Genomic DNA, 26,025 nt, shown 5'->3' on the forward strand with positions numbered 1-26,025 from the left:
AGATGCAACCGAAAGAGTTCCCCTGCGCGCGAACGGAAACACATTCGGTTGCCGTGGGTGATTCCTTCGGCCGCTGTGGCTGGTTTCCTCCGGCCGCTGTGGCGTGAGGGCGCGGCCCGGCGACAGGCGGCGCAGCAGTGGCCGGCCGGGCGGAGTGCGCGCACACTGAGGGCATGAACGAGAAGGTCGACCTGAGGAAGACACTCGATTCCTACGCCGCGCGCCGGGGAGAGCTGCGCGAGGTCGAACTGCCGGCACGGAACTACCTCATGTTCGACGGGCACGGCGACCCCAACACGTCCCCGGAGTTCGAGGCGGCTCTCCGTGCCCTCTATCCGATCGCGTACGGACTCAAGTTCCGCTCGAAACGGGAGCTCGGCCGGGACTACGTCGTACCCCCGCTCGAAGGACTGTGGTGGGCGGAGGACATGGCGGCGTTCACCTCGGGGCGGGACAAGGCGCAGTGGGACTGGACGCTCATGCTGCTCGTGCCGGATTGGCTGGGCGCTGCCGACGTCGAGGTCGCGCGGGCGGGTGCGCTCGCGAAAGCGGAGAAAGCGGAGAAAGCGGAGAAAGCGGCCGGAACGGGCCGGCGGTCCGCCTCGGAAGCCGCGGCCGGGACCGGTGCTGGGGACGGGACAGCGACCGGGGACGGGATCAGCGCCGCGGCCGGGACCGGTGCCGGGGGCGGGACCGGTGCCGGGGGACGGACGGCCGAGGCGGTGGGGCGCCTCGGCGAGGTCCGGTTCGCCTCCCTCGAGGAGGGGCGATGCGTGCAGACGCTGCACGTGGGTTCCTTCGACGGCGAGGGGCCGGTCATCGCACGGATGCACGCGTTCATCGCCGAGCAGGGACTCGAGCTCGCCGGCACACACCACGAGATCTACCTGAGCGACACCCGCCGGACCGCGCCCGCGAAACTGCGCACGATCCTCCGCCAGCCGGTGCGCGCGGTGGGGTGACGAGTGCGTGCGGCAGTCGGTCGGTCGCGTGCAGTGGGTTGCGGCAGTGGGTTCGGCAGTTCGTCGTGAGCAACGGAATCGACAGGAGCAACCGAATGAGTTTCCGTGCACGCGAACGGAAACTCATTCGGTTGCCGTGGGTGAATCCGTCGCCCGGGCCGGAGCGAGCCGAGGAGCGCGTGGGGCCCGCCCCGGTGCCGTCCGGGATGCGAGGACGTGGAGTACCGGACGGTAAGACCGCACGATCGGCGCGGCGGGGTGCGGGGACAGTGGTTCCGCAGGAGGACCGTCCGAAGGAGGAGTGCCGTGTCCGTGGAACCGACCCGAGCCCCGGATACCACATCGAAGTCCCGCGTCCCGAGCGAACGGCATTCCGGTTCTCGTGCGGCGGATGCCGGGGTGCCGGAATCGCGGGGTCCACGGCCGGCGGCCGGGCAACGGGCGGGGGCCGGGCAGCGGACGGGGGCCGGTTCGCGGGTCGCGCCCGGTTCGTCGGCGAGGTCTGCTGCCGATCTGCTCGCCGTTTCCGAGTTCCTCGCGTCCGCGCGTGAGCTCGTGCTCGAACTCCGGGAGGCCTCCTGCCGGGTGAAGCCCGACTTCATGGCCGAGGAGCAGGCCGAGTGCGCGGTGCTCATCGGCGAACTCGATGATCTGCTCTGCAGTGCCGGCGAGATCCTCGAGCGCCACACGCACTGAACCGTCACTCCAACGGTTTCGCCCAGGCCAATCGTTTCCTTCGCCTTCTCACGAGAAGGCAATCGATTCGATTTCCCTGGGCGAATCCGTTGTCATCATGACCGCGACCGCCGGAAAAGTCGCAGCTGGAATGTTCCCACCCCCGTTATTCCGGTTCCTGATCCGCCCTCGTCCCACGGCACGAGTACCCGACGGTCGTGCGGGCACCGCGGCGGCACGATGGCCGTCGCGCGGGCGTTGCTGCCCGGGTCGCGTACCACGGCGGACGGTGGACGAGGGGGAATCGGGAGACGCGATGAGGCAGATCCGGCTCGACAAGGAAGGTGCGACGGCAGGTACGGAGACGTTCGTCATGGTCGGGGAACCGCGGACGAGCAGGAGGACGGGAGCCCGGCAACGGGAACCGGCCGGGTCGCCGGCTCCGTCCGGGACCACGAATCCGTCCGGGACCACGGCTCCGTCCGGGACCACGAACCCGTCCAGGGCAACGAATCCGTCCGGGCGCCCGCATCGATCCGCGCGCGCGAATCGGCCGACGGGTGAGACGAGTCCACTGCTGTGCCCCCTGTGCGGGGCGAACCTCGTGAGCCTGCGCGGTTACGCGAACGATCCCGGTTCCACTGCAGGTGCACACTTCGGGTGCCCGTGTTGCAAGGCGGCTCTCAACCCCACCCAGGTCGCGAAGCCGCCGGTGTGTTGATGAGTTGCCTCGGCGGGTGATCCTTCGTTCGCACTGTTCGTGAGATCGAAATCCGAGAGCCCCGCGGTCGAATCGTGAGATGGAGTTCCGGACGCGGAATCGACTGCACCATCGAAGAGGCATTCCGTCCGCTCACCCCGTCCCCACCCACGGACCCCGTCCGAGACCGAAGGAGGATCTCCGTGCTCCGCAGAACGGTGTCCCAAGCCGCTTCCCGCCACCCTGTGTTCGACGGAGGCCCCGTCGTCACCGAGGCCTCCGCTCTCGCTGCCCGCGGCCACGGCACCGTTGCCGTCCTGCCTCCGCCGCGCGAGTACACGCTCGTTCACCACGAATCCGTTCCTCGGGAGTCCGTACTCCCACGGTTCACCGAACTCCGATCGCTGCGGCGCACTCTCGGGGCGACCCAGGCGTGTATCTCGGCGATCATGGGTGTCTCCCAGTCGAACATCTCGAAGATCGAGCGCCGACCGTCGGAGGAGCTCCCGCTCGACGTCCTGCGCCAGTACGCGCAGGCCCTCGGCGGACGGGTGCACGTCGAGATCGAACTCGACGGCGAGTTCTACCGCATCGGCTGACCCGCGCACCGCCCAAGGCGCCCACTGTGTCGCCGCCGGCCCAGCCGTCGCCGCCGGCCCTGCCCTCACCGGCAAGCGGACCAAGCCGCCGGCAGCAGTTCGAATCGTGCCCCGCGGAGCAAACCGCTGGATCCGCCGAGGCACCGGCAAGGCCACCCACCGAGGCGCCGGCGCGACCGCCCCACCGAGGCGCCGGCGCGACCGCCCCACCGAGGCGCCCGGAAGGCCACCCCTCCGAGGCGCCGGCCCGGCCACCCGACCACCCCGCCGAGGTGCGGCTCCGGGAGTGCCGCGCGGCGCCTCGGGCGATGTACCAGTCCCGTCACGATGACCCGGGTTCCGGAGGTGGGGCCGTGATCCGAACCTAGGATCGAGGCATTCCTCCCATTCCTGACTCGGAAGGCATCCATGGATCTCGGATTCCCGCTCATGGTGGCCGGCGTGGTCGTGGTGGCGGTGGTGGTGCTCATCGGCATCTTCGTCGTCCTCCGCTCCTACCGCATCGCCGCACCCTCGGAAGCACTCATCATCACCGGCAAGGGCGCGTCGAGCGGTGACGCGGCCGAAGGCGGTCGGGTCGTCATCGGCGGTCGGGCCGTCGTCTACCCGATCGTCCAGAAGGCGTTCGTCCTCTCCCTCTCGTCCCGCCAGATCTCCGTCGAGATCGACGGTTACTCGAAGAACGGCATCGCCCTCCGACTGCGCGGCGTCGCGCAGGTGAAGGTCGGCGGCACCGTCGAGGACGTGCGCAAGGCCGCGCAGCGATTCCTCGACCAGCAGGAGCAGATCGACCACTACAGCCAGGAGATCCTCTCCGGTACCCTCCGCGCGGTCGTCGGTACCCTCACCGTCGAGCAGATCATCCAGGACCGTGCCTCCTTCGCCGCCCAGGTGCAGGAGGAGTCCGCGCACTCGATGAACAACCAGGGCCTCGTCATCGACACCTTCCAGATCTCCGCGGTCGAGGACGACGGGTCCTACCTCCGCGACTGGGGTCGTCCGCAGGCCGCCCAGGTCGCGAAGAACGCCGCGATCGCCGAGGCGAACGCCCAGCGCGAGGCCGCCGTCGCCTCGGCACTGCAGAACGAGGAGACGCAGAAGCAGCAGGCGCTCACCGATCAGGCGATCGCCGAGCAGCAGCAGACCCTCGCGATCCGTCGCGCGGAACTCAAGGAGGAGTCGGACGTCCGACAGGCCGTCGCCGACAACGCCGGTCCGCTGTCCGCCGCGGCCGAACGTCGTCGCCTCCTCGAGGTCGAACGCGTCGCCGCGAAAGAACAGGCGGAACTGCGCGCCGAGCAGCTCGTCGCCGAGGTCGAACGCCCCGCGGACGCGGAGAAGTACCGCCGCCAGGCCGCCGCCGACGCCGAGGCGTACGAGATCGACCGCCGCGGTCAGGCCGAGGCCGACGCGGAACTCCACCGCCGCAATCGGGCCGCCGAGGCCCTCCGGATCGAGGGCGAGGCCCAGGCCGCCGCCGAACTCGCCCGCCGGGCCAAGGACGCCGAGGCCGTGCGCCTCGCCGGTGAGGCCGAGGCCGCCGCTCGCAAGGCCAAGGGCCTCGCGGATGCCGCCGCCGAGTACGAACTCCGCTCGAAGCTCGCCGAGGCCACGCGCCTCGAGGGTGAGGCGGAAGCCGATGCGATCCGCGCCCGCGGTGAGGCCGAGGCCGCTGCGGCCAAGGCCCGTGGTGAGGCGGAGGCGTTCGCCCTCGAGCAGAAGGCCGAGGCGTACCGCCACTTCACCGACGCCGCGGTCCTCGACCAGGTGCTCTCCACCCTGCCGGCACTCGCCGGCAAGCTCGTCGAGCCCTACAGCAACATCAAGGACCTCTCGATCGTCTCCACCGACGGCGAGAGCAAGCTCGCGCAGAGCATGTCCTCGAACCTCTCGTCCGTGCTCGAGGTGCTGCGCGGCACCACCGGTGTCGACCTCGCCGGCATGGTGAAGAAGGCGACGGGGCAGGGACCGGACTCCGCCGAGGGCGCCTGGAAGTCGTCCGACGACCGGACGTCCGACGGTTCCGCGTCCGACATCGCCGACACGCTCTCGGACATCGCCCGACGGTTCACCGAGGGCTCCGACGCCCCGCTGTCCGAGGACTCGGGGTCGACCGGTTCGGCCCACGACTTCGCGGCGGGCCTCGGCGCGTTCGGTGACGAGGTCAAGCGCTCGACCGGCATCGACGTGAACGCACTCATCGACGAGGCGCTCCGGGCCCGCGGCACCCGCGGTAGGCACACCGACGGTGACACGGTGCCCGGGGAGGCGACGGAGAAGCCGAGCGAGGACACCGGTGCCGACGAGGATCCGGAGGACCCGGCACAGGAGTGATTCCCCCTCCCCTGCGGCAGGGCGGATCGGGCGGGGCGTGCACCACTGTGGTGCACGCCCCGCTCTTTCGTGCGCTCCCGGTTGGATCGGAGGGCGGATCAGGGCGTAACGTATTAGGGAATGCTTATGTGAGTGGCTTGATGTGAATGGCCTTGTACGACCCGCGGACGTAGGAGCGGGGAGTGCACACCGTCCGAAGAACCCGCGCGCGTGCTTCGGTGGGTGATCCGGAACGTGGGGTCCGGAGGGAGGGACTGCCTGTGGCGCACGATCATTCCCATGGCGCCGGGGCGCCTCGGGGGCGGTTGGCGATCGCCTTCGCGGTGGCCGCCGTCGTCTTCGTCGCGGAGGTCATCGGTGCGGTCGTCACCGGGTCCCTCGCCCTGCTCACGGACGCCGGGCACATGCTCGTCGACCTCGTCGGGCTCGGGATGGCGCTCGCCGCCGCGACCCTCGTCCTCCGGCCGGCGAGCGACCGCCGCACCTGGGGCTTCCGCCGGGCCGAGGTGCTCGCCGCCGGTGCGCAGGCCACGCTCCTCGCAGTGGTGGGCGTGTACTCGATCGTCGAGGGGTTGCGCCGGCTCGCCGACCCGCCCGAGGTGCCCGGCGGCAGCCTGCTGTTCTTCGGTGTGCTCGGCCTCGCGGCGAACGTCGTCGGGCTCCTCGTGCTGCGCGGTGGGCGCGGTGCGGGGCTCAACATGCGGGCCGCGTTCCTCGAGGTCATGGCCGATGCGCTCGGATCCGTCGCCGTCATCGTCGCCGCCCTCGTCATCCGCTTCACCGGGTGGGAGCGCGCGGACGCCGTCGCCGGTCTGCTCATCGCCCTCATCATCCTGCCGCGTGCGTGGGCGATCCTCCGGGAGTCCCTCTCGATCCTTCTCGAATCGACGCCGCGCGGGCTCGACCTCGCGAAGGTGCGGGCGCACATCCTCGACCGGCCGCACGTCACCGATGTCCACGACCTCCACGTGTCCCGGATCGACTCGAACCTGCCGGTTCTCACCGCGCACGTCGTCCTCGACGACGAGTGCTTCCACGACGGGCACGCGCCGCTCATTCTCCGGGACCTGCGCGGATGCCTCGCCGAGCACTTCGACCTCGCGATCGAGCACTCGACCTTCCAGTTCGAACGTGCCGCGGACGCCGCGGGCGAACATCTCCACCACCACTGAGTGAGGCTGTGCCGGCAGGCGGGGTGCGCGCGGCGGGTTCTCCCACGGAATCGACCAGTGCGACCGAATCGGTTGCCGTTCGGGCGAACGGCAACGGAAAGGGTCGTTCCTGTCGATTCCGTTGTCGGGGGACGGTTCTCGGGTAGAACTGGAGGGAGTCGGTCACCCGTGTGACCGAAGGATCCGTGCAGCGAAGGAGCTCACCACAGTGGAATCGTTCTACACCCGCGAGGACTCGTACCCGTCGACGGCGATCACGGAGCCCAGCCGCGCCTCGTTCGTCTCCGGGCCGGCCACGGCCGGGGTGTGGGACCCCCGGTTCCAGCACGCCGGACCTCCCTCGGCGCTCCTCGCCCGGCAGATGATGCAGCACCATCCCCGTGAAGGATTCCGGCTCGCGGACATCCACGTCGACATCCTCGGCCCGGTGCCCGTGGCCGGGCTCGAGGTGCGCACCGAACTCATCCGGGGAGGGCGGTCGATGGACCTGCTCCAGGCGACGGCGTTCTCCGCGGACCACCCCGATCGCCCCGTGCTCCAGGCGCGGGCGTGGCGGATCCTCCGCGCCCCCGAGGACTACCCGCGGTCGATCGGGCGGCGGGATGCGGGCGCTCCTGCGGTTCTCCCGGACGACCTCCCGGCCGGTGGGCGGGGACTCTCCGCGATCGCCGAGGCGCACCTCGGCGGGTACACCGAGGCGGTCGAGTGGCGCTACATGGAGGGGGCGCCGACGGAACTCGGCCCGGCCTTCGTCTGGGGACGGGTGTGGATCCCGCTCGTCTCTGGGGAGGAGATCGCTCCCTGGGAACGGTTGCTCGTGCTCGCGGATTCCGCCGGCGGACTCAGCCTTCCGGTCGACACGAGCCGGTACCGGTTCATCAACTGCGACCTGCACGTCGCGCTCGACCGCGACCCCGAGGGCGAGTGGATCCGGATGAACGCTCAGTCGATCGCGACCCCGGGCCACGGCGGGATCGTGAACAACGAACTCGCGGACGTGCACGGAGTGCTCGGGACCGGGCTGCAGACGATGGTCGCCGCGCACCTCGGGTAGGAACGGCGACCCGTGGAAAACTGGGCGCATGCGCATCCTCGAAGAATCCCTCACCGCCTCCCTCGTGAATGAGGGGATGGCGCTCGCCGCTGCCCGTGAAGCCTTCCTCGCCGCCCGTTCCGGCATCGTGAACCCCGTCGTGCAGGGCCCCGGTACCGTCGAGGGCTCGCGGTTCACCCTCAAGTCCGGCAGCTCCGACGCCGGGGTCGGCGTCAAGGTCGGTGCGTACTGGCCGACCGCGGACTCCCTCGGGCTCGCCCGTCACAGCACGACGACGATCCTCCTCCACCCGGTCACCGGCCGCGTGGACGCCGTCATCGAGGGGGCGACCGCGAACGGGTACCGCACCGCGGCCGCCGACGCCCTCGCCGTGCAGACCTTCGCTCGCCGTGACTCCCGGGTGCTCACCGTCATCGGCGCCGGCCACCAGGCGCGCTACGAGGTGCAGGCGGTCCTCGCCCTCGGACGCTCCGGGGTCGAGGGTGCTGGGATCGGTGATTCCGAGGTCGACGGCCCTGTCATCGAGCGCGTGAACGTCCTCGCACGGGACGCGCAGAAGGCGGCCGATTTCGCCGCCGGCATCGCACAGGATTTCGGGGTCGAGGTGTCCTCGGCCGCCCTCACGGACACGGAGGCTTCGCGCGAGGCGGTTGCCGCTGCGGACGTCCTCGTCACCGCGACGAATGCGAAGGGTGCGCTCTTCGACGCCGCCTGGGTGCAGCCCGGTACCCACATCTCCGCGATGGGTGCCGACGGCAGTGGCAAGCAGGAGCTCCCCACCGAGCTCTACGACCCGGCGACGTACGATCGCGCCGAGGTGCGGATGTTCGTCGACCTCGTCGACCAGTCGCGGGCCATCGGTGAGTTCTCCAACGCCCCGGAGGGCGCCTCGGCGGTGGAGGGGCTCGTCGCCCTCGGTGACGTCCTCGCAGGTGAGGCCACCGGCCGCACCTCAGCGGAGGAGATCACGGTGTTCGACTCCTCGGGCTTCGCCCTCCAGGACCTCTCGATGGCGAAAGCGCTCCTCGCCGCAGCGGACGCGCAGGGCTGAACGCCGACGGTCAGGGCCGGCCTCGACGACCGGCGACTGACGACCGACGGGCTGGAGTGCGCGCCCGGAGCCGTCCGTGCCGACACGCACGGGCCGGTCCGGGGGAGTAATGCATTCGAGTGCATCCGGAGTGCGGTGTCGTGCGGTAGAATTAGGGTATGTCCGAGAGTACGGTGGAGCGTTTGTTGTCGATTCTCGCAACCGACCTCTCCCTCGAGAAGTTCACCGACGACGTACTCGCGCATCCCGAATGGATGCCGGGGCGGGCGCCGCTGCCGGCCGCCTCCCCGTTGCCGGACGGTGCCTTCGAGCGGCTCCTGCGTGTGGCGGGGCTGCCCGAGGGTGAGCACGAGCGTATGCGGCGCGAATCGGAATCCGCGGCCCTCGGCGCCCGGATCGCACTGCACGACCTCACTGTGTCGCGCCGGCTTCTCGAGTCCGCGCTCACGACGAAGCAGGCCGCGCAACTCCTCGAGCGCGACACCCCGAACATCACCCGCGGGATCAAACAGCATCGGTACTACGCCGTCCGCGTCGCGGGCGCCCTTCGGCTCCCCGAGTGGCAGTTCTACGAAAGAACGACCTACGAGGACTATGTTCCCGGAGAGCCGTTTGCGCCGGACGAGGTGTACGAGCCCCTCCCGCATCTTGCGGACGTCGTGCCGGCGATCCCCGCGGACCTCCATCCGCTGTCAATCGAGGGTTTCATGAGATCGGCTCACCCGGATCTCTCGTCCGAGGCGGTGTGGGGCGAAATCGGCGGGCCGAGCGTCGACGTGGTCGGCGGTGAATCCACGATCGGGAGCCACACGCTGTCTCCGCGTGACTGGTTGATCTCCGGAGGGGAGCCGCAGGCGGTCGTCGCGCTCCTCGAGGGAATGTCCCGACGGTGAGCGGCGGCTCGCAGAAGTTCGCGCAGGATCCTCCGCGTCCGCTCACAGTGAACTCGAGGGACGTTGTGCCGTGGTCGGCGCCTCTCGTGAGGGTCGCTTCCACCATCGGCCGACATCCGCTGCCGTGGGGCGCGCTCCGGCACTACGGTCCCGTCGCGGGGCAGCGCTGGGATCCGCATCCGCCCGGCCCGCCGCAGGACCACGCTCCCTGGGGCGTGCTGTACTGCGGTGACAGCCTCGCGACCGCCTGCGCCGAGGTCGGCCAGGCGACGCGCACGATCGATCGCGTCACGGGAGCGCCGGTGGTGATGGAGTGGAGCCCCGCGCGCCCGCTCGAACTGCTCGATCTCCGTTCGTCGGCCACCTGGTTGATCCGTCACGGTGGGGCGTCCGCGCTCGTCCACGGAGTGACCTCGATGACCCGGAGGTGGGCCCATGGAATCGCGACCGACCTCGGGGGAGTCATCGACGGGCTGCTCGTGCCGTCGACGATGACCGGGACCAACATCGTGCTCTTCGCGCGCGCTTCGGATACGTTTCCCACGGCGCCCCGCACCTCGATCCCGCTTACGGCGCCACAGCTGTTCCCCGTACTGGACCGCATCGCAGCGCAGCTCGGCTACGAGCTCGTCTGATCCTCCTGGACCCATCTGTGGACCGGACCGGACCGGACCGGACCGGGGCTAGGCGCGGCGTCGGCTCGAGGGGGTCGGTGCCTCGGGCAGGGGCCCGGGGAACGCCCGAGGCGCGGCCGGCTCGGAAGCCGGGCGCGCCTCGGGTGCGCATTCGGCCTGGTCAGACGCTCTGCAGCACCTCGCGTTCGAGGCGGGAGTAACTGCTCTCCATGCCGTCGACCATGCCGGTGCCGAGCACGGTGTCGCGGACCTCGGCGCTCGGATAGGTGATGACCACGGAGGCGAGTGTGCCTCCGGTGACCGGGGTGAGGGTGAGATCGTTGGTGCTCGGCTCGCCCTCCATGCCGATCATCGCCTCGGTCGTCACCTCGCGCAGCGGCGGTGCGGATTCGAGGACCTCACCGGTGAACCCGAAGCGGTTCTCGCCGTTCGCGTCCTCCCATTCGGTGCGGTAGACCTCGCCGACCTCCGTCGCCGGTTCGCACACCGGCATGGTCCAGCCGTCGGGTCCGAGCATCCAGCGGCGCATGAGCTCGGGTTCGTGATGGGCCCGCCACACGTCCTCGACCGAACCGCGGACGATGCGGCTCACGCGCACCTGCGTGTCGCCGAGGATCTGCGATTCGGTGTCCCGGCCGGCGGCGAACGAGGCGAGATCGGCGAGGACCGCGTCGATCTGCGACATCGCGGACCGCGTGCCCTCCTCCATGCCCATCTCGAGGAGCTGTTCGAGTTCCTCCGCGGAGTTGAAGTACGTCGTCGTGGTGAGGCGTGAACCCTCCGGGGTCTCCGAGAACACGAAGATCATGCGCATGCTCGGCATCTCCGGGTTCGGTTCGCCCTCGGGGCTCGCGAACCCGTCGCGGACCTCGAAGGACTTCCCGGGATCCACCGAGAGGAACTCCCAGTAGCCGCCGGAGCGATCCCCCTCGGGGCCCGTCATGAAGTAGATCGAACGTCCTCCCGGGAACACGTCGTGCCGCAGGAACGTGGCGGGGTAGGTCTCCGGGCCCCAGAACTTCTCGATCTGGCGCGGGTCCACGTACGCGTCCCACAAGCGGGAGACGGGTACGGGGAAGTCCGCGACGATCGTCATCGTGAGGGCTTCGGTGTCTTTCTCGACGGATGTCACAGGCATGGCGGGTCCTTCCGGCGCGGTGGAGCGGTGGATGAGGGTGCTGCTGTGTCGGGTGGGGTGGGTGTCGGGTGTGGAGTGGGTGCGGTCGGTGGGGTGATGTCGGTCGACGCGGCGCTTCGCCCGGCGAGCTTCAGGTGTGCGGCTCTTCCGCGTCGAACAGGGCGTCGAGCCGGTCGATGCGGGCGGTCCAGATGCGTTCGTACTCGTCGAGGAGACCCCGGACCCGGTCGATCGAGGCGGGGTTCCCCCGGACGAGGCGTTCGCGACCACGGCGGTGTTTCGTCACGAGCCCGGCTCCTTCCAGGACGGCCACGTGCTTCTGCACCGCGGCGAACGACATGTCGTACTCGGCGGCCAGCGCCGAGACGCTCTCCTCCCCGATGAGGGTGCGCTTGACGATGTCGCGGCGGGTGGCGTCCGCGAGAGCACGGAAGATCCGGTCGACCTCCTCGTCGGTGAGGGAGGTGCTGAGGTCGGTGGAAATGACGAGGGAACTCTCACGTACAACCATGTAGTTGTACATTACGCGCGTCACATACCGTGGTCAATACCCAGTCCCCGTCCGTGCCCCTGACCCTCCAACGTCTCCAGGAGATCCCCGTGACCGTCCCCGCTCCGTCGCCCGTCCACCCGGCCGCGTCGGCCCCCGTCACCCTCGCCGAGGTCGACACCCCCTACGCACTCCTCGACATCGCGACCGTCGACCGGAATGTCGCGCGGTTGAAAGAGCGCCTCGACCGCCTCGGCGTCCCGCTGCGCCTCCACGCGAAGACCGCGAAGTCCGTCGACGTCCTCCGCCACGTGTTCCCCGACGGGCCGGGCCCCATCACCGCCTCGACCCTCGCGGAGGCCGAGTACTTCGCCGATGCCGGATACACGGACATCGTCTACGCAGTGGGCATCGATCCGCACAAACTCCCGCGCGTCGCCGCTCTCCGGGACCGCGGTGTCGACCTCACGGTCCTTCTCGACAACACGGCCCAGGCCGAGGCGCTCGCCGCCTTCGCCCGCACGACCGGCGTCCACGTCCCGGCGCTCGTCGAGATCGACGCCGATGGACACCGTGCCGGCATCGTGCCGGAGGATCCCGCACTCCTCGCGATCGCGGATGCGCTCGTCGTCGAACCCGGAACGAGCCTGCTGCGCGGAGTCCTCACGCATGCCGGCGAGTCGTACTTCTGCACGACGTACGAAGCCCAGCGGGACGCCGCCCATGCCGAACGCGACGCGGTCGTCACCGCCGCTGAACGTCTGCGCGCCGCAGGTCACGACTGCCCGGTGGTGAGCGTCGGGTCGACCCCGACCGCCCACGCCGCCGAGGACCTCACCGGGGTCACCGAGGTACGCGCCGGCTGCTACGTCTTCTTCGATCTCGTCATGGCCGGGATCGGGGTCTGCGCGCTCGAGGACCTCGCACTCAGCGTCGTCGTCACCGTCACCGGTCACAATCGCGAGAAGGGCTGGATCCTCACCGACGGTGGCTGGATGGCCATGTCGCGTGACCGTGGGACCGCCGCCCAGGAGGTCGACCAGGGCTACGGTGTCGTCCTCACGATGACCGGCGAGGTCGTTCCCGACCTCATCATGAGCGGCGCGAGCCAGGAACACGGCATCCTCACGCTGCGACCCGAGGTCGGCGGGAGGGACGGTGCCGGTTCCTCGGACGGTGCGGGGTCCTCGGCAGGCATCGGTTTTTCGGACGGTGCCGCTACGTCGGGTGGCGTTCCCGGTGAGACCCCCGAGATCCCCGTCGGGACCCGTCTCCGTATCCTGCCGAATCACGCGTGCGCGACCGCCGGGGCCCACCCGCGGTACTGCGTCGTCGCAGGTGAGGAGCCCGGCTCGGCGCTCGCGGCCGCCGCCGAGAACACTCCCGTCCACGCGGTGTGGGAGCGCCTCAACCACTGGTGAGGTGTGGGTGGGGCGCTGGCCCCCTCACCGGGATTCCAACGGATTCGCCCACGACAACCGAATCAGTTTCCGTTCGGCGTAACGGCAAGCGTTTCGATCGTCCTGGGCGAATCCGTTGACTTCCGCCCCGTGCCCCTCCGTCGGCGCCCGCCCCTGTCCCCGGTCCCCTTGCGTCCCCTCCCTGTTCCTCTCATTCCTCCCCTCGAAAGGAATCCCCGTGCTCCTCGTCCACGACGTCACCCTCTTCGACTCCGTCATCGCCCGTCCCACGGGCCGGCCCCACATGTCCCTCCTCGTCGAGGACGGGCGCATCTCCTGGATCGGCCCCGCCGCCGAGGCGCCGCTACCACCCGGCACCGAGGTACCGGGCGCTGATCACGGGCCGGGCGCCGGAGACCCGGCGAGCACCGGAGATCGGGAGGCCCCCGGCGACCCTGCCGGCGCCTCGGGTGCGGACTCCGTCGGCACTCCGGTGCCTGCCGTGGATCCGCCAGCGGGCGCCTCGACGGGGGAGATGACCGTGCTCGACGGGCGGGGGCGGACGCTCCTGCCGGGACTGTTCAACAATCACGTCCACCTCGTCGGTGACGGGGCGGAGGCCGCGCGATCCGGGCAGACGTTCACGCCGTCCGTCGTCGAGGCGACGATCCAGGCGTACGAGAACCTGCGGATCGAGCTCGCCTCGGGTGTGACGAGTGCGCGGGACTGCGGGTCGCTCGAGGGGATCGCGATCGACCTCGCGCGGCTGCTCGAGGACGGGACGCCGGTCGTGCCGATCGGCGCGGTGAGGGCGAGGTCGGCAGGCGAGGCCGGTGCGGCCGGTGCGGAGAGCACGAAGGGAACGGGCACCTCGGCGACCGGCGGGCCCACGCCCCTGCGCGGTCCGCGACTGCAGGCGGCCGGGCGGGTCATCACGATGACCGGTGGGCACGGGCACTTCATGGGTCGGCAGGCCGACGGGCCGTGGGGAGTCGCGCAGGCGGTGCGCGCGGAGCTCGCGGCCGGTGCGGACTTCATCAAGATCATGGCGACCGGTGGGGTGCTCACGAAGGGCGTGACGCCGCTGCAGACCGCGCTGAGTGTCGAGGAACTGCGTGCGGGGGCCGATGAGGCGCACAACGCGGGGAAGCGAATCACCGCGCACGCGATCGGCGGACAAGGTGTGAAGAACGCGATTACGGCAGGCATCGACTCGATCGAGCACGCGTGTTTCATGGACGAGGAGGCGATCGACATGGCGCTCGAGGCCGGAACGATCATCGTGCCGACGCTCATCGCCGTGCAGTCGCTCGTCGAGCACGGGGACGCGGTGCCGGAGTGGATGTGCCGGAAGGTGCTCATGGAGTCGGAGGCCTCGGTGTCGTCGTTCGCGGCGGCGGTGGAGGCGGGAGTGCGGATCGCGTGCGGGACGGACGCGGGCACGCCGTTCAACCCGCACACGGAGACGCCCGGCGAACTCGAACTCATGGTGCGGTTCGGGATGGATCCTGCGCAGGCGCTCGTGAGTGCGACCCGGGTGTCGGCGGAGAACTTCGGGGTCGCGGACGAGCTCGGGACGCTCGAGGTCGGCAAGCTCGCGGACCTGCTGCTCGTCGAGGGCGACCCGACCCGGGAGATCTCCGCGCTGCGGGACGTCGCGGCCGTCGTCAAGGGCGGGGATGTCGTGGTCGGGTCGTGAGGCGGCCGGGCGCCGGCAGGGACGCGCAGCTCGAGGGGCGCGAGTTCCCGTCGGGATGGTGGTTTCCAGACATATGTGGCGCAGAGTGAAGGGAAGCCGCGAGGGCGAAGGGAAATCGGCAGCGCTCGCCCTTCGCCCTGAGCGGACAGGGGTTGCGTGCGCGGCAGCGAGTGCCAGGCTGGGGGCATGACGACTTCATCCGCACCCTCGCTGTCCGAAGCCCCCGCCACCGTCGCGATCGTCGGCGGTCACGGCAAGATCGCCCTCCTCCTCACCGAACTGCTCGCGGACTCCGGCGCCGTCGTGCGGAACATCGTGCGCAATCCCGACCACGCGACGGACATCGAGGAGCGCGGCGGCACTCCCGTCGTCCTCGATGTCGAGAAAGCCGGTGTCGAGGACCTCGTCGAGGCCTACGGCGACGCCGAGGCTGTCGTCTACGCGGCCGGCGCCGGTGGCGGTTCGAACGCGTTCCGCAAGTACACGATGGACCTCGGCGGGTCGCTCCTCGCGCAGCAGGCGGCACTCGAGCTCGGGCCGCACACCCGGTTCGTGCAGATCTCCTTCATCGGTGCGCAGAACCCCGTCGCCGAGGGCACGGACGCGATCTTCAGCGCCTACTGGGATGCGAAGCGGATCGCCGACGACGCGCTCATGACGAGCGACCTCCCGTGGACGATCGTGAAGCCCGGTGCGCTCCTCGACGACCCGGCGACGGGCACCCTCACCGTCGAGTCCGGGACTTCCCGCGGTGCGAAGACCCGCCGCGCCGATGTCGCCGGGTTCATCACGCTCGTGCTCGCGGACCCGCGCACGATCGGCAAGGAGTTCGACATCTCCGAGGGTGACACCCCGATGGCGGAAGCACTCGAGGCGCACCTCTCGCAGGGGTGAGTCGGGTCGGGCGTTGGCCGGCGTGAGCTGAGGCCGGGCCGAGGAGCTGACCCCGGGCCGAGGCGGCGTGCGGGTTCGGCCTGCGGGTCGCCTCGGTGCTTGCGGCGGCAAGGAGATCGACCAGCGCGACACATTGTGATGCTCGGGAGCTCGATGACGTCCCATTGTGTTGCGCACGGGGATCCGGTTGCGGGGAGCGCCGACGGACCTCGTGGCAGTATCGGTCCCGCTGTACGCGGGGCCCGACCGCCGTGTGATCCGCCATTCACACGCGGTTCGTAGGATCGTCGGTGACCGTCGATCCCGAACGAAAGCCGTTCCGTGACCACTGAAGCGACCGCCGAAGCCCCGGCTCCCGTCACCGTTCCTTCGTCGACAGGTACCGCAGCGTCGTCCGATACCGTAGCAGTGGGGAACGGCTCCGAGGAGTCGGGTTCGGCCGCACCCACCCTCACCGTCGCTTTCGTCGGTGCGGGTGAGGTCGCGCGGATCTTCGCCGCGGGCATCGCGGCCCACGCCGGCGCGACCGGCCGCATTGTCCGGTTCCGCGGCTTCAACGCGGGACGCCGGAACCGCCCGCCGTACGCCGCGGACTTCCGGGAGCTCAATGCGCAGACGGGCATCACGCTCGCGGACACCGTCGCCGAGGCGGTCGCCGGTGCCGACATCGTGTTCAGCTCCGTCGTCGCCGACCAGGCGGAGTCCACCGGCCTCGCGATCGCGGAGGCGCTCGGGACCGGTGTCGTCGACGAGGCGGGCGTTGCCGGATCGGTCAGCGGCGCCTCGGCCACGGACGGAGCCTCGACTATGGACGGCGCGGCGAACTCCGGAGCGGCACCTCTCGTCATCGACCTCAACGCGACGACCCCCGAGGCGATCCGCACCGTGAAGGCCGCCCTCGACACCGCAGGGGCCCGGTTCGTCGACGCGAGCATCATGGACACCGTGCCGGTCTTCCGGATGGGCGTGCCGCTGTGCATCTCCGGCGACCCGGAGGCGATCGCGGCGTTCACCGCCGCGGACCTCGGGTTCACGAACGTCCGGGACCTGCAGGCGGAGGCGGGCACCGCCTCGACCGCGAAGGTGCTGCGCAGCGTCGTGATGAAGGCGCTCGAGGCGTCCCTCGTCGAGAGCTTCCGGGCCGCCGAGAAAGCCGGGATCCTCGACGTCGTCGCGGACTCCGTGGTGGCGACCTTCGACGACATGCTGGGGAGGACGCTCGTCGACGACCTCGTGAAGAGCGAGATGCTCCACGCCCGCCGCCGCGCCGCGGAGATGGAAGGCGCGGTGAGCACGCTCGAGGACCTCGGCGTGAGCGCGTTCGTGTCCGCCGGTGCCCGCGATCACCTCGCGCACATCGCGGAACTCATGCACGACCGCACTCCGGTCGCCCCCGAGGCCACCCCCGCCGAGGCGATCCGCAACCTGGGGTGAGTGGCCGGATGCCGGTCGGTGTGCCGGCGGTGTTCCGGGAGTATCCGGGTTCCACAGCAGTTCCATAGGAACGCCCTACGGACTTCATGGACTGCGTCCGTAGTTTTCTCGGCATGACGACGCATACGAAGAACACCACGACCCGTACCCGCCGCCGATTCCGGACCATCCCGACCGCCCTTACCGCCGTGACACTCGCCGTCGGCCTGGCCCTCACGGGGTGCTCCGCGGCTGCGACCTCCGCCGACACCGATTCGGCCTCGGCCTCGACCTCCGTGTCGAACCAGAGTTCCACCTCGGGGACCGCGATCTCGACCCTCGACGTCGCTTCGACCGAGGATGCCACGACGACGGAGGAGACGATCTCCGACACCGCAGCTGCTGCCCAGGCCTTCTGGGACACTCTCTCGGCCGAACAGCAGGAGACTCTCCTGTACGACTACGACGACGAGACGAAGTCGACGTCCTGGTCGAATTTCCCCGTGACCTTCGTCGAACGCGCCGGCCTCAACCTGTACGACCTCACCGACGAGCAGCGGACGGCTGCGCTCGCGGTCCTCGAGAGTCTGCTCAACGATGAAGCCTACGCGCAGGTCGTCGGCATCATCGGAGGCGACGAGTACCTCCTCGAGAACAGTTCGAGCACGGAGGAGTCCCTCGGGCAGTACTACATCGCGTTCTTCGGTGAGCCCGATGCCGACGGTGAGTGGGCCCTCCAGTTCGGCGGGCACCACCTCGGTATCAACGCCGACCTCGACGGAACGAACGACGAGATCACCTTCGCACCGACACACCTCGGCGTGCAGCCGGCGGCCTACACGGACTCCGACGGCGATGAGGTCCAGCCGTTCGACGCGATCTACACGGACGCCTTCGCCTTCTACGACAGCCTGACCGACGAGCAGCTCGAGGCGATGTACCAGGGTGAGGACGTGTCAGCCATGGTCTGTGCACCCGGCGGCACATGCGACTACCCGACGGGGACGGGACTCAAGGGGTCGGATCTCACGGACGAACAGAAGCAGCTGCTGCTCGCCGTCATCGCGAATTGGTCGGGCATGGCCGACGAGGAGACCACCGCGGCGGAACTCGCGGAGGTCGAGGCGACCCTCGACGACACGTACATCAACTGGTCCGGCGCGACCGAGTACGACATGAGCACCGGTGACGGCATCTACTTCCAGATCTCCGGCCCGGACGTCTACATCGAGTTCGCCTCCCAGCAGGGCTCCGCGGGTGCCGACGTCGACGGCGTCACGACCTCGGGGTGGGGCCACGTCCACACGATCTACCGCGACCCGAACGAGGACTACGCCGGAAGCGTGACCCAGGGCGAGGCCTCCGGCGGTGGTCCCGGCGGCGGTGCGGGCGGCGGGATGCCGGCCGACGGCGAGATGCCGAGCGGAATGCCGGACGGTGAAATGCCGACGGACATGCCCGATGGCGGCACTCCTCCCGATTTCGCCGGTGACGACAGCACCGACGAGGACTCTGCGGACCAGTCGGCGGACTCGATCACGGACTCCTGAGCCACTCGGTGACACCTGTTCGGGTGACATCAGACCCGGCGACGCAAGCTCCGGCGACACGGGAAAGTTCTATGATGGCGGCTCGCGCGAACCGCCATCACGGAACTTTCCCGTGTCCGCGCGTCCGGTGATGCGTCGCTCAGCGAGAAACGTGGCGGCGGATCATCCGGATCTCGCGGAAACCGTCCGTCTCGTCGATGAGCTCGACACCGTCCGGGGTGAAGCCGAGTTTCCGGTAGAAGGCCTGTGCGCGGGGATTCGGGTCGGCGACCCACAGGGACACGGTCTCCGCCGGGTGGAGGACGGACTCTGCAAGAGCCGTGCCGGCGCCTCGGCCGTGGACGGCGGCGAGGGTGTAGAGCACGTACAGGTGACGAGTGCACGGGAGATCCGTGGAGTCGTCCGACTCCGGTGGAGGGCCGCTCATGGCGATGCCGACGATCCGCGAGGCGCCTCGCGCGTGCATGGCCGCGTTGCCGTGGCCGTCACCGCTTACGGCGTTCTCCACGGCGACTGCGACCCGGTGCTCGCGGTAGCGCTCGTCGCGGAGAACCGTCGTCCACATCCGTTCGCGGCGCTCGACGAACGCGGGGTCACCGAGAGTCTCGTCCGATATGAGGCCGCGGTAGGTCTCCTGCCAGGACGTGACATGCACCTCCGCCATCGCCCGCGCGTCCTCCGGGGTCGCCGGGCGGACCGTGATTCGGGGGTCGTGCGTCACCATGTCCTGCGTCACCATGTCCGGAGACTAGCGAATCCGGGATGACGCCGGTCATGGTGTTCGCGAAGGGTGTCGGTCGACCGGTGGCACCTCTTTCGTTCGTAGAGGTCGGGGACGTTTCGTGGGTCCGGGTACTTTTCGGGGCCGTCTTGCCGAGGGGGATCGAGGACCGCTGTTCTGTACCTGGACCGCTGGAACATTTCGGCGGTCCGGGTATTTTCGGGAGGGAGTACCCGCTCAGTACAGCTTTCCGCGGGCGGTCACGGGCCAGAGGCACTCGACGCGTGCCTCGGCACCCATTTCACCGCTGCCACTCCCACCGTCGCCGCCCTTGCCTGCAGCACCAGTACCAGTACCTGCGCCCGCACCCGTGCCCGATTCCGACTCGGCCGTCGTCCCGAGCCCGCGCACCCCGACGTACCAGTCGTAGAGGTTCACGGTCGGGTCGCAGTGGCCCGGGATGAGCCACACGTGGTCGCCCAGCGCGAGGCACCCCTCGGGATCCGAGAGCGTCCCGTGTTCGTCCGAGGCGGCCTCGTACTCCACCGAGGCGTGCTCGGCCGAGGGACCCGCGGCGCTCCCGGCCGCCTCGGGCCCGGCCCAGACCCCCGGTAGCCCACTGTCGACGGAGCTCGCCTTGAGTCCGGCATCGCACACCCGGCGCCCCGCGGTCGGTGCGCTCATCACCGTCGAGAGGACGAAGAGGGCGTGCTCGAAACCGCCGACCGCGGCGTCGGACTTCGCGCTCGCGGGGATCCGCCCGTAGTCGCGGTCCATGAAGACGTACGAGCCGCACTGGAGTTCGTTGTACACGCCCGAGCCCGCCTCGACCGCATGGGAACCCGTCCCGCCGCCTCCGACGATGTCGCACTCGAACCCGGCCTCCCGCAACTGGTCGACCGTGAGCTTCGTGAGGCGGACCGCCTCCTCGGTCGCGGCACGGCGGGCGGCCGGGGCCGGGATGTGCTGGGCGGCACCGTGGTACGCCTGCAGGCCGGCGAACGTGAGTCCCGGCAGTTCCGACACGACCCGAGCGAGGGAGACCGCGGCGGGTCCCGGGTGCACGCCGCAGCGGCCGGATCCGCAGTCGATCTCGACGAGGACCTCGAGCGTGGTGCCGACGGCCTCGCACGCGGCGGAGAGATCCCGCGCGTTCTGCGCGTCGTCGACGCACACGAGCACACGCGCCTTCCCGGCGAGAGCCGCGAGGCGGGCGATGCGCGCCGCCCCGACGACCTCGTTCGACACGAGGACGTCGGTGATGCCGGAACGGACGAGCGCCTCGGCCTCGGAGACCTTCTGGCAGCACACCCCGCACGCCCCGCCGCGGGCCATCTGGAGGAGGCCGATGTCCGCGGACTTGTGCGTCTTCGCATGCGCCCGCAAGCGCATCCCGGTGGCCTCCGTGAAGGCCCGCATGCGTTCGACATTGCGCTCGAACGCGTCGAGATCGACGACGAGCGCCGGGGTCTGGATCTCCGGCACGGTCATCCCCACAGCGGCAGGAACGTCAAAACCCACGTCGAGAGCGGTCACTCGCCTCGCCTCCTTCGACCCGCGAATGCGGGTGTTCGCTTACGTCATTGCGTCCGTACTCTGTTCGAACCCCCGGGACCGCCCGCACCCCCGGGACCGCCCGCACCCCGGGACCGCCGGACTCTCCGGGACCGACCACGGATCACTTCACGATCACCGGATCGCCGAGGTCGTCCCCACTGAGGAACGCCCTCACCATCGCGGCCTGATCGGCCACCGCGTGCTCGCGCATGTACCGCGAGTCCGCGCCCGCGTGCGGGGTGAGAAGCAGTCCGGGGCAGTCCCACAGCGGGTGGTCGGCCGGCAGGGGTTCGGGATCGACGACGTCGAGGGCGGCACGGATGGTGCCTGCAGTGAGTGCCTCGACGAGAGCAGCGGTGTCGACGACCTTGCCGCGGCCGATGTTCCCGAGGACCGCGCACGGCTTCATCCGCGAAAGGAAGTCCGCGTCGACGAGTCCGTCGGTACCCGGGTTGAGCGGCAGGGCGAGGGATACGGCGTCCGCCTGCGGCAGCCAGTCGTCGAGTTCGTCCATCGCGTGGACCTTCTCCCCACCGGGGCCCGTGCGGGCAGTGCGCGCGAATCGGACGACGCGTGCTTTGAAGGCTTCGAGCCGGTCCGCGATGCCCCGGCCGATGCCGCCCTGACCGATGACGAGCACCGTGGTGCCCACGATCCCGGTGAGCCCGTGCTCGTGGGGGCCGCGCTCGGAGAATTCGATCCACCGGTGCTGCCGCTGGGCCTCGAGGTGCTCGGGCAGGGAGCGCAGGGACGCCATGATCGCGAGCGCGCCGGTCTCCGCCGTCGTGTCCGTCATCACCTGGGAGGAGTTGAAGACCGGGACGCCCGCGGGGACGGAGTCGATGACCCAGTCGTACCCGATGCTCACGGTGCGCACTCCGCGCAGGTTCGGGAAGGTCTTCAGGTGGTCGCGGCGCTGCTGGCCGCCTCGGCCGCTGATGACGACAAAGCCGACGGACTCCGGGGCGATCGACCCGTCGAGGTCCTCGTAGTCCGACCACAGCGCCGCACGGGTGCCCGCGGGGAGGTCGCCGAGGAGCTCGAGGTGCTCGGGCTCGGGCACGAGCGCGGTGAGCGGCTGGTCCCCGGTCGCAGCCGGAGGGGTGGCCACCGGGGAGGAAGCCACGGCCGAGGCGCCGTCCGGCCGGGTGCCGCGGGGCGCCTCGGTGGGGGAGGACTGGGGAGCGGTGGTGACGGTCGTGGAGTCGGTCATGCCTGCTCCACCTGCCACTTCTCGGTGATCTCGAGGAAGAGGTCGTTGACCTCCGGGAGCATGATCGAGTAGCGGGCGCCGTCCTCGCCGTAGGAGCGGATGATGACGCCGTTCGCGGCGGAGAACGCAGCGAAGTCGTCGGACTTCTCGCCGAGGTCGATGAGGATGAAGTTCGCCTGCGAGGGGTAGATCGTGAACCCCTGATCGACGAGGGTCGACTCGATGCGGGTGCGTTCGGCGAGGGTGACCCGACGGCGTTCCTCGTACTCGGCGACGGAAGCCGGTTCGAGGCATGCGAGCCCGGCCTGGACCGCGAGAGTGGAGACGCCCGAGAGGAGGCTGATGCGGCGGATGCCGGTGGTGATCTCCGGGCGGGCGATGAGGTAGCCGAGGCGCAGGCCCGCGAGGCCGAAGAACTTCGAGAAGGTCTTGAGCACGGCGACGTTGGGGAACTGTGCGGCGAGGGCGAAGCCGTCGACGACTCCCTCGGCGGTCGCGTACTCGCCGTAGGCGTCGTCGAGGACGACGAGGACGTTGCTCGGGACCTTCGCGAGGAAGTCGAGGACGTCGGCGTGCATGAGAGGGGCGCCCGAGGGGTTGTTCGGGGTGCAGAGGACGATCAGCCGGGTGCGGTCGGTGATCGCCTCGGCCATCGCCTCGAGCTGGAGGGCACCGCTGTCGAGGACGGGCACGGCGACGGCCTTCGCACCGGCGGTCGCGGCGGCGTTGAAGTACGCGTCGAAGGAGCGCCAGCCGAACATCACCTCGTCGCCCGGGTCGCACGTGGCGATCGCGAGGTTGTGGAGCATGAAACCGGATCCGGGGCTCACGACGACGCAGCCCTCGCCGAGGTCCTCGACACCGTGATGGGCGGCGAGCTTCGCCTCGAGTGTGCCGATGCCCTCGGGGTAGAGGTTGAGGCCCGCGGCGGCGGAGGCGATGGCCTCGGTGACGGCGGGGATGGGGGTGAAGGGTGCCTCGTTGTAGGCGGCACGCACGGCGGTGGACGTGGGCTGCAGGCGGAGCGCGCGCTGCGTGAGGTGGCTGTGGATGCTGCGGAAGGGAACCGCGGGTGCGGTGGTGCCGGGTGCCGCGAGCGCCTCGGCGGCGGTGCCGGTCGCGGTCGTGCCGGTTTCGGTGTCGGTGGTGGTGTCGCTGACCAGGAGGTCGGTCATGCTTCTCCTTCGGGGATCACCGGGTGGGGAGCCGGTGGCGGGTGCTGTGGGTTCTGTTGGATCTGTGGGTTCTGCGTATCTGGCGGTACTGCGGTGGGGATGTGAGGTCAAGAATGCCCGCGATTCGTTTCCAGGACGTCACGGGTCGGTGGCGTGGATCGAACCGGCGATAACCTCGGACCATCCCCACCGTATTGCCATGGCCGCCGGGCCGAACAGGCCCCGGGCCGGAAAGCAGGAACCCGTGTCCTCAGTCCCCTCCGTACCTCCGTCGAACGTGAACCCGTCGAATGCGCCGACCCCGGCGGCCGCGTCCACGATCCCCACCTGGTCGCTCGCCGACAATCCGAAGTTCCTCGTCCACATGAATGTCGTCCAGGGCGTCGGGACGGCGGCGATCGGCATCGACCGTGGCGACTCGACGCCGGGCCTGCTCGCGCGGGTGGACGAGGTCCCCGGTGGCGGCTTCGCGATCACCGCGGAGAACACCGGGTACGGATACACCGACGGGGAGGACGCGCTCGCCTTCGCCGCGAAGAATTCCTTCGCGGAGTCCGTGCTCGTCGGCGACGCGAGTGATGATGCGGGGGCGTTCGATCCCACCGGGCTCGGCTTCGTCGACTACCTCCGCGTCGCGCAGACCCTCTCGAACTTCCACCAGGTGACGTACGAGCTCAAGCGGGACCTCAGCCGGGTACAGAAGATCACCTGGTTCGACGACATCCTCGCGATCGACACCGTGCTCACCTTCGGCGTCGTCGAGGAGACCCCGAAGCCGCGACCCGGCGGGATGCTCAACGCGACCGGACCGGCTCCCGGCCCGGTGTCCCGTGGTTTCCCCGCGCCGGCGGACACCGTGTCGATCACCCAGCGGGTCACCCTCCGCCCGCTGCCGGACGACGATTTCGAGCCGATGGCGTTCCACGGCCGGATCGGGTCGATGGGCATGGTCGTCGTCAACCGGTTCGACCGACAGGCCGAGCAGGACTCCCGTACCGTCCTCGCGCCGAAGTACCGCCTCAAGCCTGGCGCGGACAACGCGCCGATCGTCTACCGCCTCGATCCCGGGATCCCGGAGCCCTTCCGGTCCGCGATGCTCGAGGGTTTCAACTGGTGGCAGGAGGCCTTCGCCGAGGCGGGCTTCCCCGACGTCTACCGCGTCGAGATCCTGCCCGAGGGCCAGGACCTGTTCGACCCGCGGTACGGCACCATCACGTGGGCGCACCGCAGTGACCGTGGGTGGTCGTTCGGCAAGAGCCACCAGGACCCGCGCACCGGGGAGATTCTCAAGGGCTGCGTCGTCATGGGGTCGCAGCGGATCGAGGAGATCCGGGCGATCACCGAAGCGGTCCTCGGGGTGTACGGAACCGACCGTGAGGACGAGGTGACGAAGGTCGTGTGCGCACGACTCGCCTCCCTGTCGGCGCACGAGGTCGGGCACTCCCTCGGATTCGCCCACAACTTCGCGTCGCACCACCACACGCAGCAGTCCGTCATGGACTATCCCGGACCGTCGTTCGGGCTCGATGCCGAGGGGCTGCCGTGCGTGCCCGACCTCGCGACCGCGCCGTACTCGGTGGGGATGGGTCCGTGGGACCTGCACTCCGTCAAGGCGCTGTACCACCCCGATCTCGCAGGTCCGGTGGGTATCGGTGCAGGTGGCAGCGGTGACGGGCTCGAGTACGTCACGGATGCCGACTCCCGGCTCGAGGAGTACGCGGACGCCCGCGCCTCGACGTGGAAGGGGTGGGGCGAGGCACTCGACTCCTTCGAGAACCTCGTCGCGGTGCGGAAGGCAGCGCTCGCCCGCTTCGGGACACAGGTGGTGAAGGAGGGGTCGGACTCGAACGAGCTCGAACGGCGTTTCCGCCTGCTGTACCTCGTGCATCGGTTCCATGCGGTGTCCGCCGCGAAGGCGATCGGCGGCACCGTGCGCACGTATGCGGAAACCGCGTTCGAGGGTTATGAGGGCGCCGTGGGCGTCGTGCCGCTCGCGGATCAGCTCGCCGCCCTCGAATCGGTGGCCGTCGCGTTCAGCCCCGCGTTCCTCGAGGTGCCGGCGCACGTGGTGCCGCTGCTCGCGCCGCCGGCCGGTGGTGTCGCCATGCGGGACGGAGGGTTCGCGCATCGCACCGCCGGGTCGGCGGACACGGCCGCGATCGTCCGCGCCGGAACCGATGTCATCGTGGGCATGCTCCTCGCGCCGCAGCGCCTCAACCGGGTGGCCGAACAGTCGACCGAGGTGCTCGAAGCGCTGCTCGGGAAGACGATCGGGTGGGCGCTCGGCGTGCTCGACGGTGGGGCGGTGCCGGGCGGGACCGGCGCCTCGGGTGAGGCAGGAGCCTCCGGCGGGTCGCGGACCGCGACGACGATCGCGTGGGCGATCCTCCAGCGGTTCACCGCGAGCCTCACGAGCACGGTGCTCCACGAGCAGGTGCGGTTCGAGATCCTCGGACTGCTCGCGGACACAGGCGAGGATCTCACGAGTCCGCTCGTGAAGAAGAAGTGGGAGAAGGTGGTCGACCAGGCGCTCGCCACCGTCGACGAACTCCCCGCAGTGCCGCTCGGCACGCCGATCTGATCGACGCCGCCGACCGGTCGGCTATGCCGTCGAACAGCCCGAGGCGGGCCATCGCAGGTGCGGTGGCCCGCCTCGGGCTGTGGTCGGGTCCGGCGGGGCCGATCGGTGCGGGTCGTGTG

Annotated in this window: 21 protein-coding genes; 15 read left to right on the forward strand and 6 right to left on the reverse strand. The window is 70.0% G+C overall.

What is annotated here, in order from left to right:
• Positions 1–173 precede the first annotated feature (173 nt).
• From ABD172_RS05820 to ABD172_RS05860, 9 genes are all read left to right on the forward strand, one after another.
• Positions 174–962, forward strand: a complete 789-nt coding sequence (locus ABD172_RS05820) for a GyrI-like domain-containing protein (RefSeq protein WP_344307799.1) — start codon at positions 174–176, stop codon at positions 960–962.
• A gap of 306 nt (positions 963–1,268) precedes the next feature.
• The gene (locus tag ABD172_RS05825; protein WP_344307801.1) at positions 1,269–1,658 is read left to right on the forward strand and encodes a hypothetical protein; all 390 of its coding nucleotides are present in this window, start codon (positions 1,269–1,271) and stop codon (positions 1,656–1,658) included.
• A gap of 882 nt (positions 1,659–2,540) precedes the next feature.
• Positions 2,541–2,936, forward strand: coding sequence for a helix-turn-helix domain-containing protein (locus ABD172_RS05830; protein WP_344307803.1), 396 nt, complete (start codon positions 2,541–2,543; stop codon positions 2,934–2,936).
• Positions 2,937–3,344: 408 nt separating this feature from the next.
• Positions 3,345–5,270 (forward strand): flotillin family protein, encoded by a 1,926-nt coding sequence (locus ABD172_RS05835; RefSeq protein WP_344307805.1) that lies wholly within the window; start codon positions 3,345–3,347, stop codon positions 5,268–5,270.
• Between the two features lie 260 nt (positions 5,271–5,530).
• Positions 5,531–6,442: a cation diffusion facilitator family transporter gene (locus ABD172_RS05840; protein ID WP_344307807.1), complete on the forward strand. Its 912-nt coding sequence runs from the start codon at positions 5,531–5,533 to the stop codon at positions 6,440–6,442.
• A 208-nt stretch (positions 6,443–6,650) separates the two neighbouring features.
• Positions 6,651–7,496, forward strand: a complete 846-nt coding sequence (locus ABD172_RS05845; protein ID WP_344307809.1) for a thioesterase family protein — start codon at positions 6,651–6,653, stop codon at positions 7,494–7,496.
• 28 nt (positions 7,497–7,524) lie between these two features.
• Positions 7,525–8,547 carry an ornithine cyclodeaminase family protein gene (locus ABD172_RS05850; protein WP_344307811.1) on the forward strand — a complete coding sequence of 341 codons (1,023 nt, stop codon included), beginning with the start codon at positions 7,525–7,527 and terminating at the stop codon, positions 8,545–8,547.
• Between the two features lie 158 nt (positions 8,548–8,705).
• Positions 8,706–9,440: a hypothetical protein gene (locus ABD172_RS05855; RefSeq protein WP_344307813.1), complete on the forward strand. Its 735-nt coding sequence runs from the start codon at positions 8,706–8,708 to the stop codon at positions 9,438–9,440.
• An 86-nt stretch (positions 9,441–9,526) separates the two neighbouring features.
• Complete coding sequence (locus ABD172_RS05860; protein ID WP_344307815.1) at positions 9,527–10,075, forward strand: RES family NAD+ phosphorylase; 549 nt, start codon at positions 9,527–9,529, stop codon at positions 10,073–10,075.
• 160 nt (positions 10,076–10,235) lie between these two features.
• Here ABD172_RS05860 and ABD172_RS05865 read toward each other — a convergent pair whose 3' ends face one another.
• Positions 10,236–11,213, reverse strand: coding sequence for an SRPBCC family protein (locus ABD172_RS05865; RefSeq protein WP_344307816.1), 978 nt, complete (start codon positions 11,211–11,213; stop codon positions 10,236–10,238).
• 130 nt (positions 11,214–11,343) lie between these two features.
• The gene (locus tag ABD172_RS05870) at positions 11,344–11,724 is read right to left on the reverse strand and encodes an ArsR/SmtB family transcription factor (RefSeq protein ID WP_344307818.1); all 381 of its coding nucleotides are present in this window, start codon (positions 11,722–11,724) and stop codon (positions 11,344–11,346) included.
• A gap of 89 nt (positions 11,725–11,813) precedes the next feature.
• Here ABD172_RS05870 and ABD172_RS05875 point away from each other — a divergent pair, with 89 nt between their 5' ends.
• The 5 genes from ABD172_RS05875 to ABD172_RS05895 all read left to right on the forward strand — a co-directional run bounded on the left by ABD172_RS05875 (position 11,814) and on the right by ABD172_RS05895 (position 18,659).
• Complete coding sequence (locus ABD172_RS05875) at positions 11,814–13,124, forward strand: alanine racemase (protein WP_344307820.1); 1,311 nt, start codon at positions 11,814–11,816, stop codon at positions 13,122–13,124.
• 217 nt (positions 13,125–13,341) lie between these two features.
• The gene (locus ABD172_RS05880) at positions 13,342–14,802 is read left to right on the forward strand and encodes a metal-dependent hydrolase family protein (RefSeq protein ID WP_344307821.1); all 1,461 of its coding nucleotides are present in this window, start codon (positions 13,342–13,344) and stop codon (positions 14,800–14,802) included.
• Between the two features lie 186 nt (positions 14,803–14,988).
• Positions 14,989–15,696: an NAD(P)H-binding protein gene (locus ABD172_RS05885; protein WP_344307822.1), complete on the forward strand. Its 708-nt coding sequence runs from the start codon at positions 14,989–14,991 to the stop codon at positions 15,694–15,696.
• A 321-nt stretch (positions 15,697–16,017) separates the two neighbouring features.
• Positions 16,018–17,130 carry an NAD(P)-dependent oxidoreductase gene (locus ABD172_RS05890; protein ID WP_344307823.1) on the forward strand — a complete coding sequence of 371 codons (1,113 nt, stop codon included), beginning with the start codon at positions 16,018–16,020 and terminating at the stop codon, positions 17,128–17,130.
• Positions 17,131–17,243: 113 nt separating this feature from the next.
• Complete coding sequence (locus ABD172_RS05895) at positions 17,244–18,659, forward strand: DUF3500 domain-containing protein (RefSeq protein ID WP_344307825.1); 1,416 nt, start codon at positions 17,244–17,246, stop codon at positions 18,657–18,659.
• 139 nt (positions 18,660–18,798) lie between these two features.
• On the opposite strand, the gene ABD172_RS05900 is transcribed toward ABD172_RS05895, so the two are convergent.
• From ABD172_RS05900 to ABD172_RS05915, 4 genes are all read right to left on the reverse strand, one after another.
• Positions 18,799–19,398, reverse strand: coding sequence for a GNAT family N-acetyltransferase (locus ABD172_RS05900; protein WP_344307827.1), 600 nt, complete (start codon positions 19,396–19,398; stop codon positions 18,799–18,801).
• A gap of 219 nt (positions 19,399–19,617) precedes the next feature.
• A complete protein-coding gene (locus tag ABD172_RS05905; protein ID WP_344307829.1) occupies positions 19,618–20,916 on the reverse strand; it encodes a DSD1 family PLP-dependent enzyme in 1,299 nt (432 codons plus the stop codon).
• A 142-nt stretch (positions 20,917–21,058) separates the two neighbouring features.
• On the reverse strand, positions 21,059–22,150 hold the full coding sequence (locus ABD172_RS05910; protein ID WP_344307831.1) for an NAD(P)-dependent oxidoreductase: 1,092 nt from the start codon (positions 22,148–22,150) through the stop codon (positions 21,059–21,061).
• Positions 22,147–23,325 carry an aminotransferase class I/II-fold pyridoxal phosphate-dependent enzyme gene (locus tag ABD172_RS05915; RefSeq protein WP_344307833.1) on the reverse strand — a complete coding sequence of 393 codons (1,179 nt, stop codon included), beginning with the start codon at positions 23,323–23,325 and terminating at the stop codon, positions 22,147–22,149. The genes ABD172_RS05910 and ABD172_RS05915 overlap by 4 nt, the downstream gene beginning before the upstream one ends.
• Before the next feature lie 244 nt (positions 23,326–23,569).
• Here ABD172_RS05915 and ABD172_RS05920 point away from each other — a divergent pair, with 244 nt between their 5' ends.
• Positions 23,570–25,906, forward strand: a complete 2,337-nt coding sequence (locus tag ABD172_RS05920; protein ID WP_344307835.1) for a zinc-dependent metalloprotease — start codon at positions 23,570–23,572, stop codon at positions 25,904–25,906.
• Positions 25,907–26,025 lie beyond the last annotated feature (119 nt).

The sequence above is a fragment of the Brevibacterium samyangense genome, assembly GCF_039529845.1.
Lineage (GTDB): Bacteria > Actinomycetota > Actinomycetes > Actinomycetales > Brevibacteriaceae > Brevibacterium > Brevibacterium samyangense.

Excerpts from the sequence above, each read along its gene's own strand:
- ABD172_RS05915 (WP_344307833.1), bottom strand. The coding sequence starts at position 23,325 with ATGACCGACCTCCTGGTCAGCGACACCACCACCGACACCGAAACCGGC.
- ABD172_RS05870 (WP_344307818.1), bottom strand. The coding sequence starts at position 11,724 with ATGGTTGTACGTGAGAGTTCCCTCGTCATTTCCACCGACCTCAGCACC.
- ABD172_RS05885 (WP_344307822.1), top strand. The coding sequence starts at position 14,989 with ATGACGACTTCATCCGCACCCTCGCTGTCCGAAGCCCCCGCCACCGTC.
- ABD172_RS05910 (WP_344307831.1), bottom strand. The coding sequence starts at position 22,150 with ATGACCGACTCCACGACCGTCACCACCGCTCCCCAGTCCTCCCCCACC.
- ABD172_RS05855 (WP_344307813.1), top strand. The coding sequence starts at position 8,706 with ATGTCCGAGAGTACGGTGGAGCGTTTGTTGTCGATTCTCGCAACCGAC.
- ABD172_RS05900 (WP_344307827.1), bottom strand. The coding sequence starts at position 19,398 with ATGGTGACGCAGGACATGGTGACGCACGACCCCCGAATCACGGTCCGC.
- ABD172_RS05895 (WP_344307825.1), top strand. The coding sequence starts at position 17,244 with ATGACGACGCATACGAAGAACACCACGACCCGTACCCGCCGCCGATTC.
- ABD172_RS05850 (WP_344307811.1), top strand. The coding sequence starts at position 7,525 with ATGCGCATCCTCGAAGAATCCCTCACCGCCTCCCTCGTGAATGAGGGG.
- ABD172_RS05835 (WP_344307805.1), top strand. The coding sequence starts at position 3,345 with ATGGATCTCGGATTCCCGCTCATGGTGGCCGGCGTGGTCGTGGTGGCG.
- ABD172_RS05865 (WP_344307816.1), bottom strand. The coding sequence starts at position 11,213 with ATGCCTGTGACATCCGTCGAGAAAGACACCGAAGCCCTCACGATGACG.
- ABD172_RS05820 (WP_344307799.1), top strand. The coding sequence starts at position 174 with ATGAACGAGAAGGTCGACCTGAGGAAGACACTCGATTCCTACGCCGCG.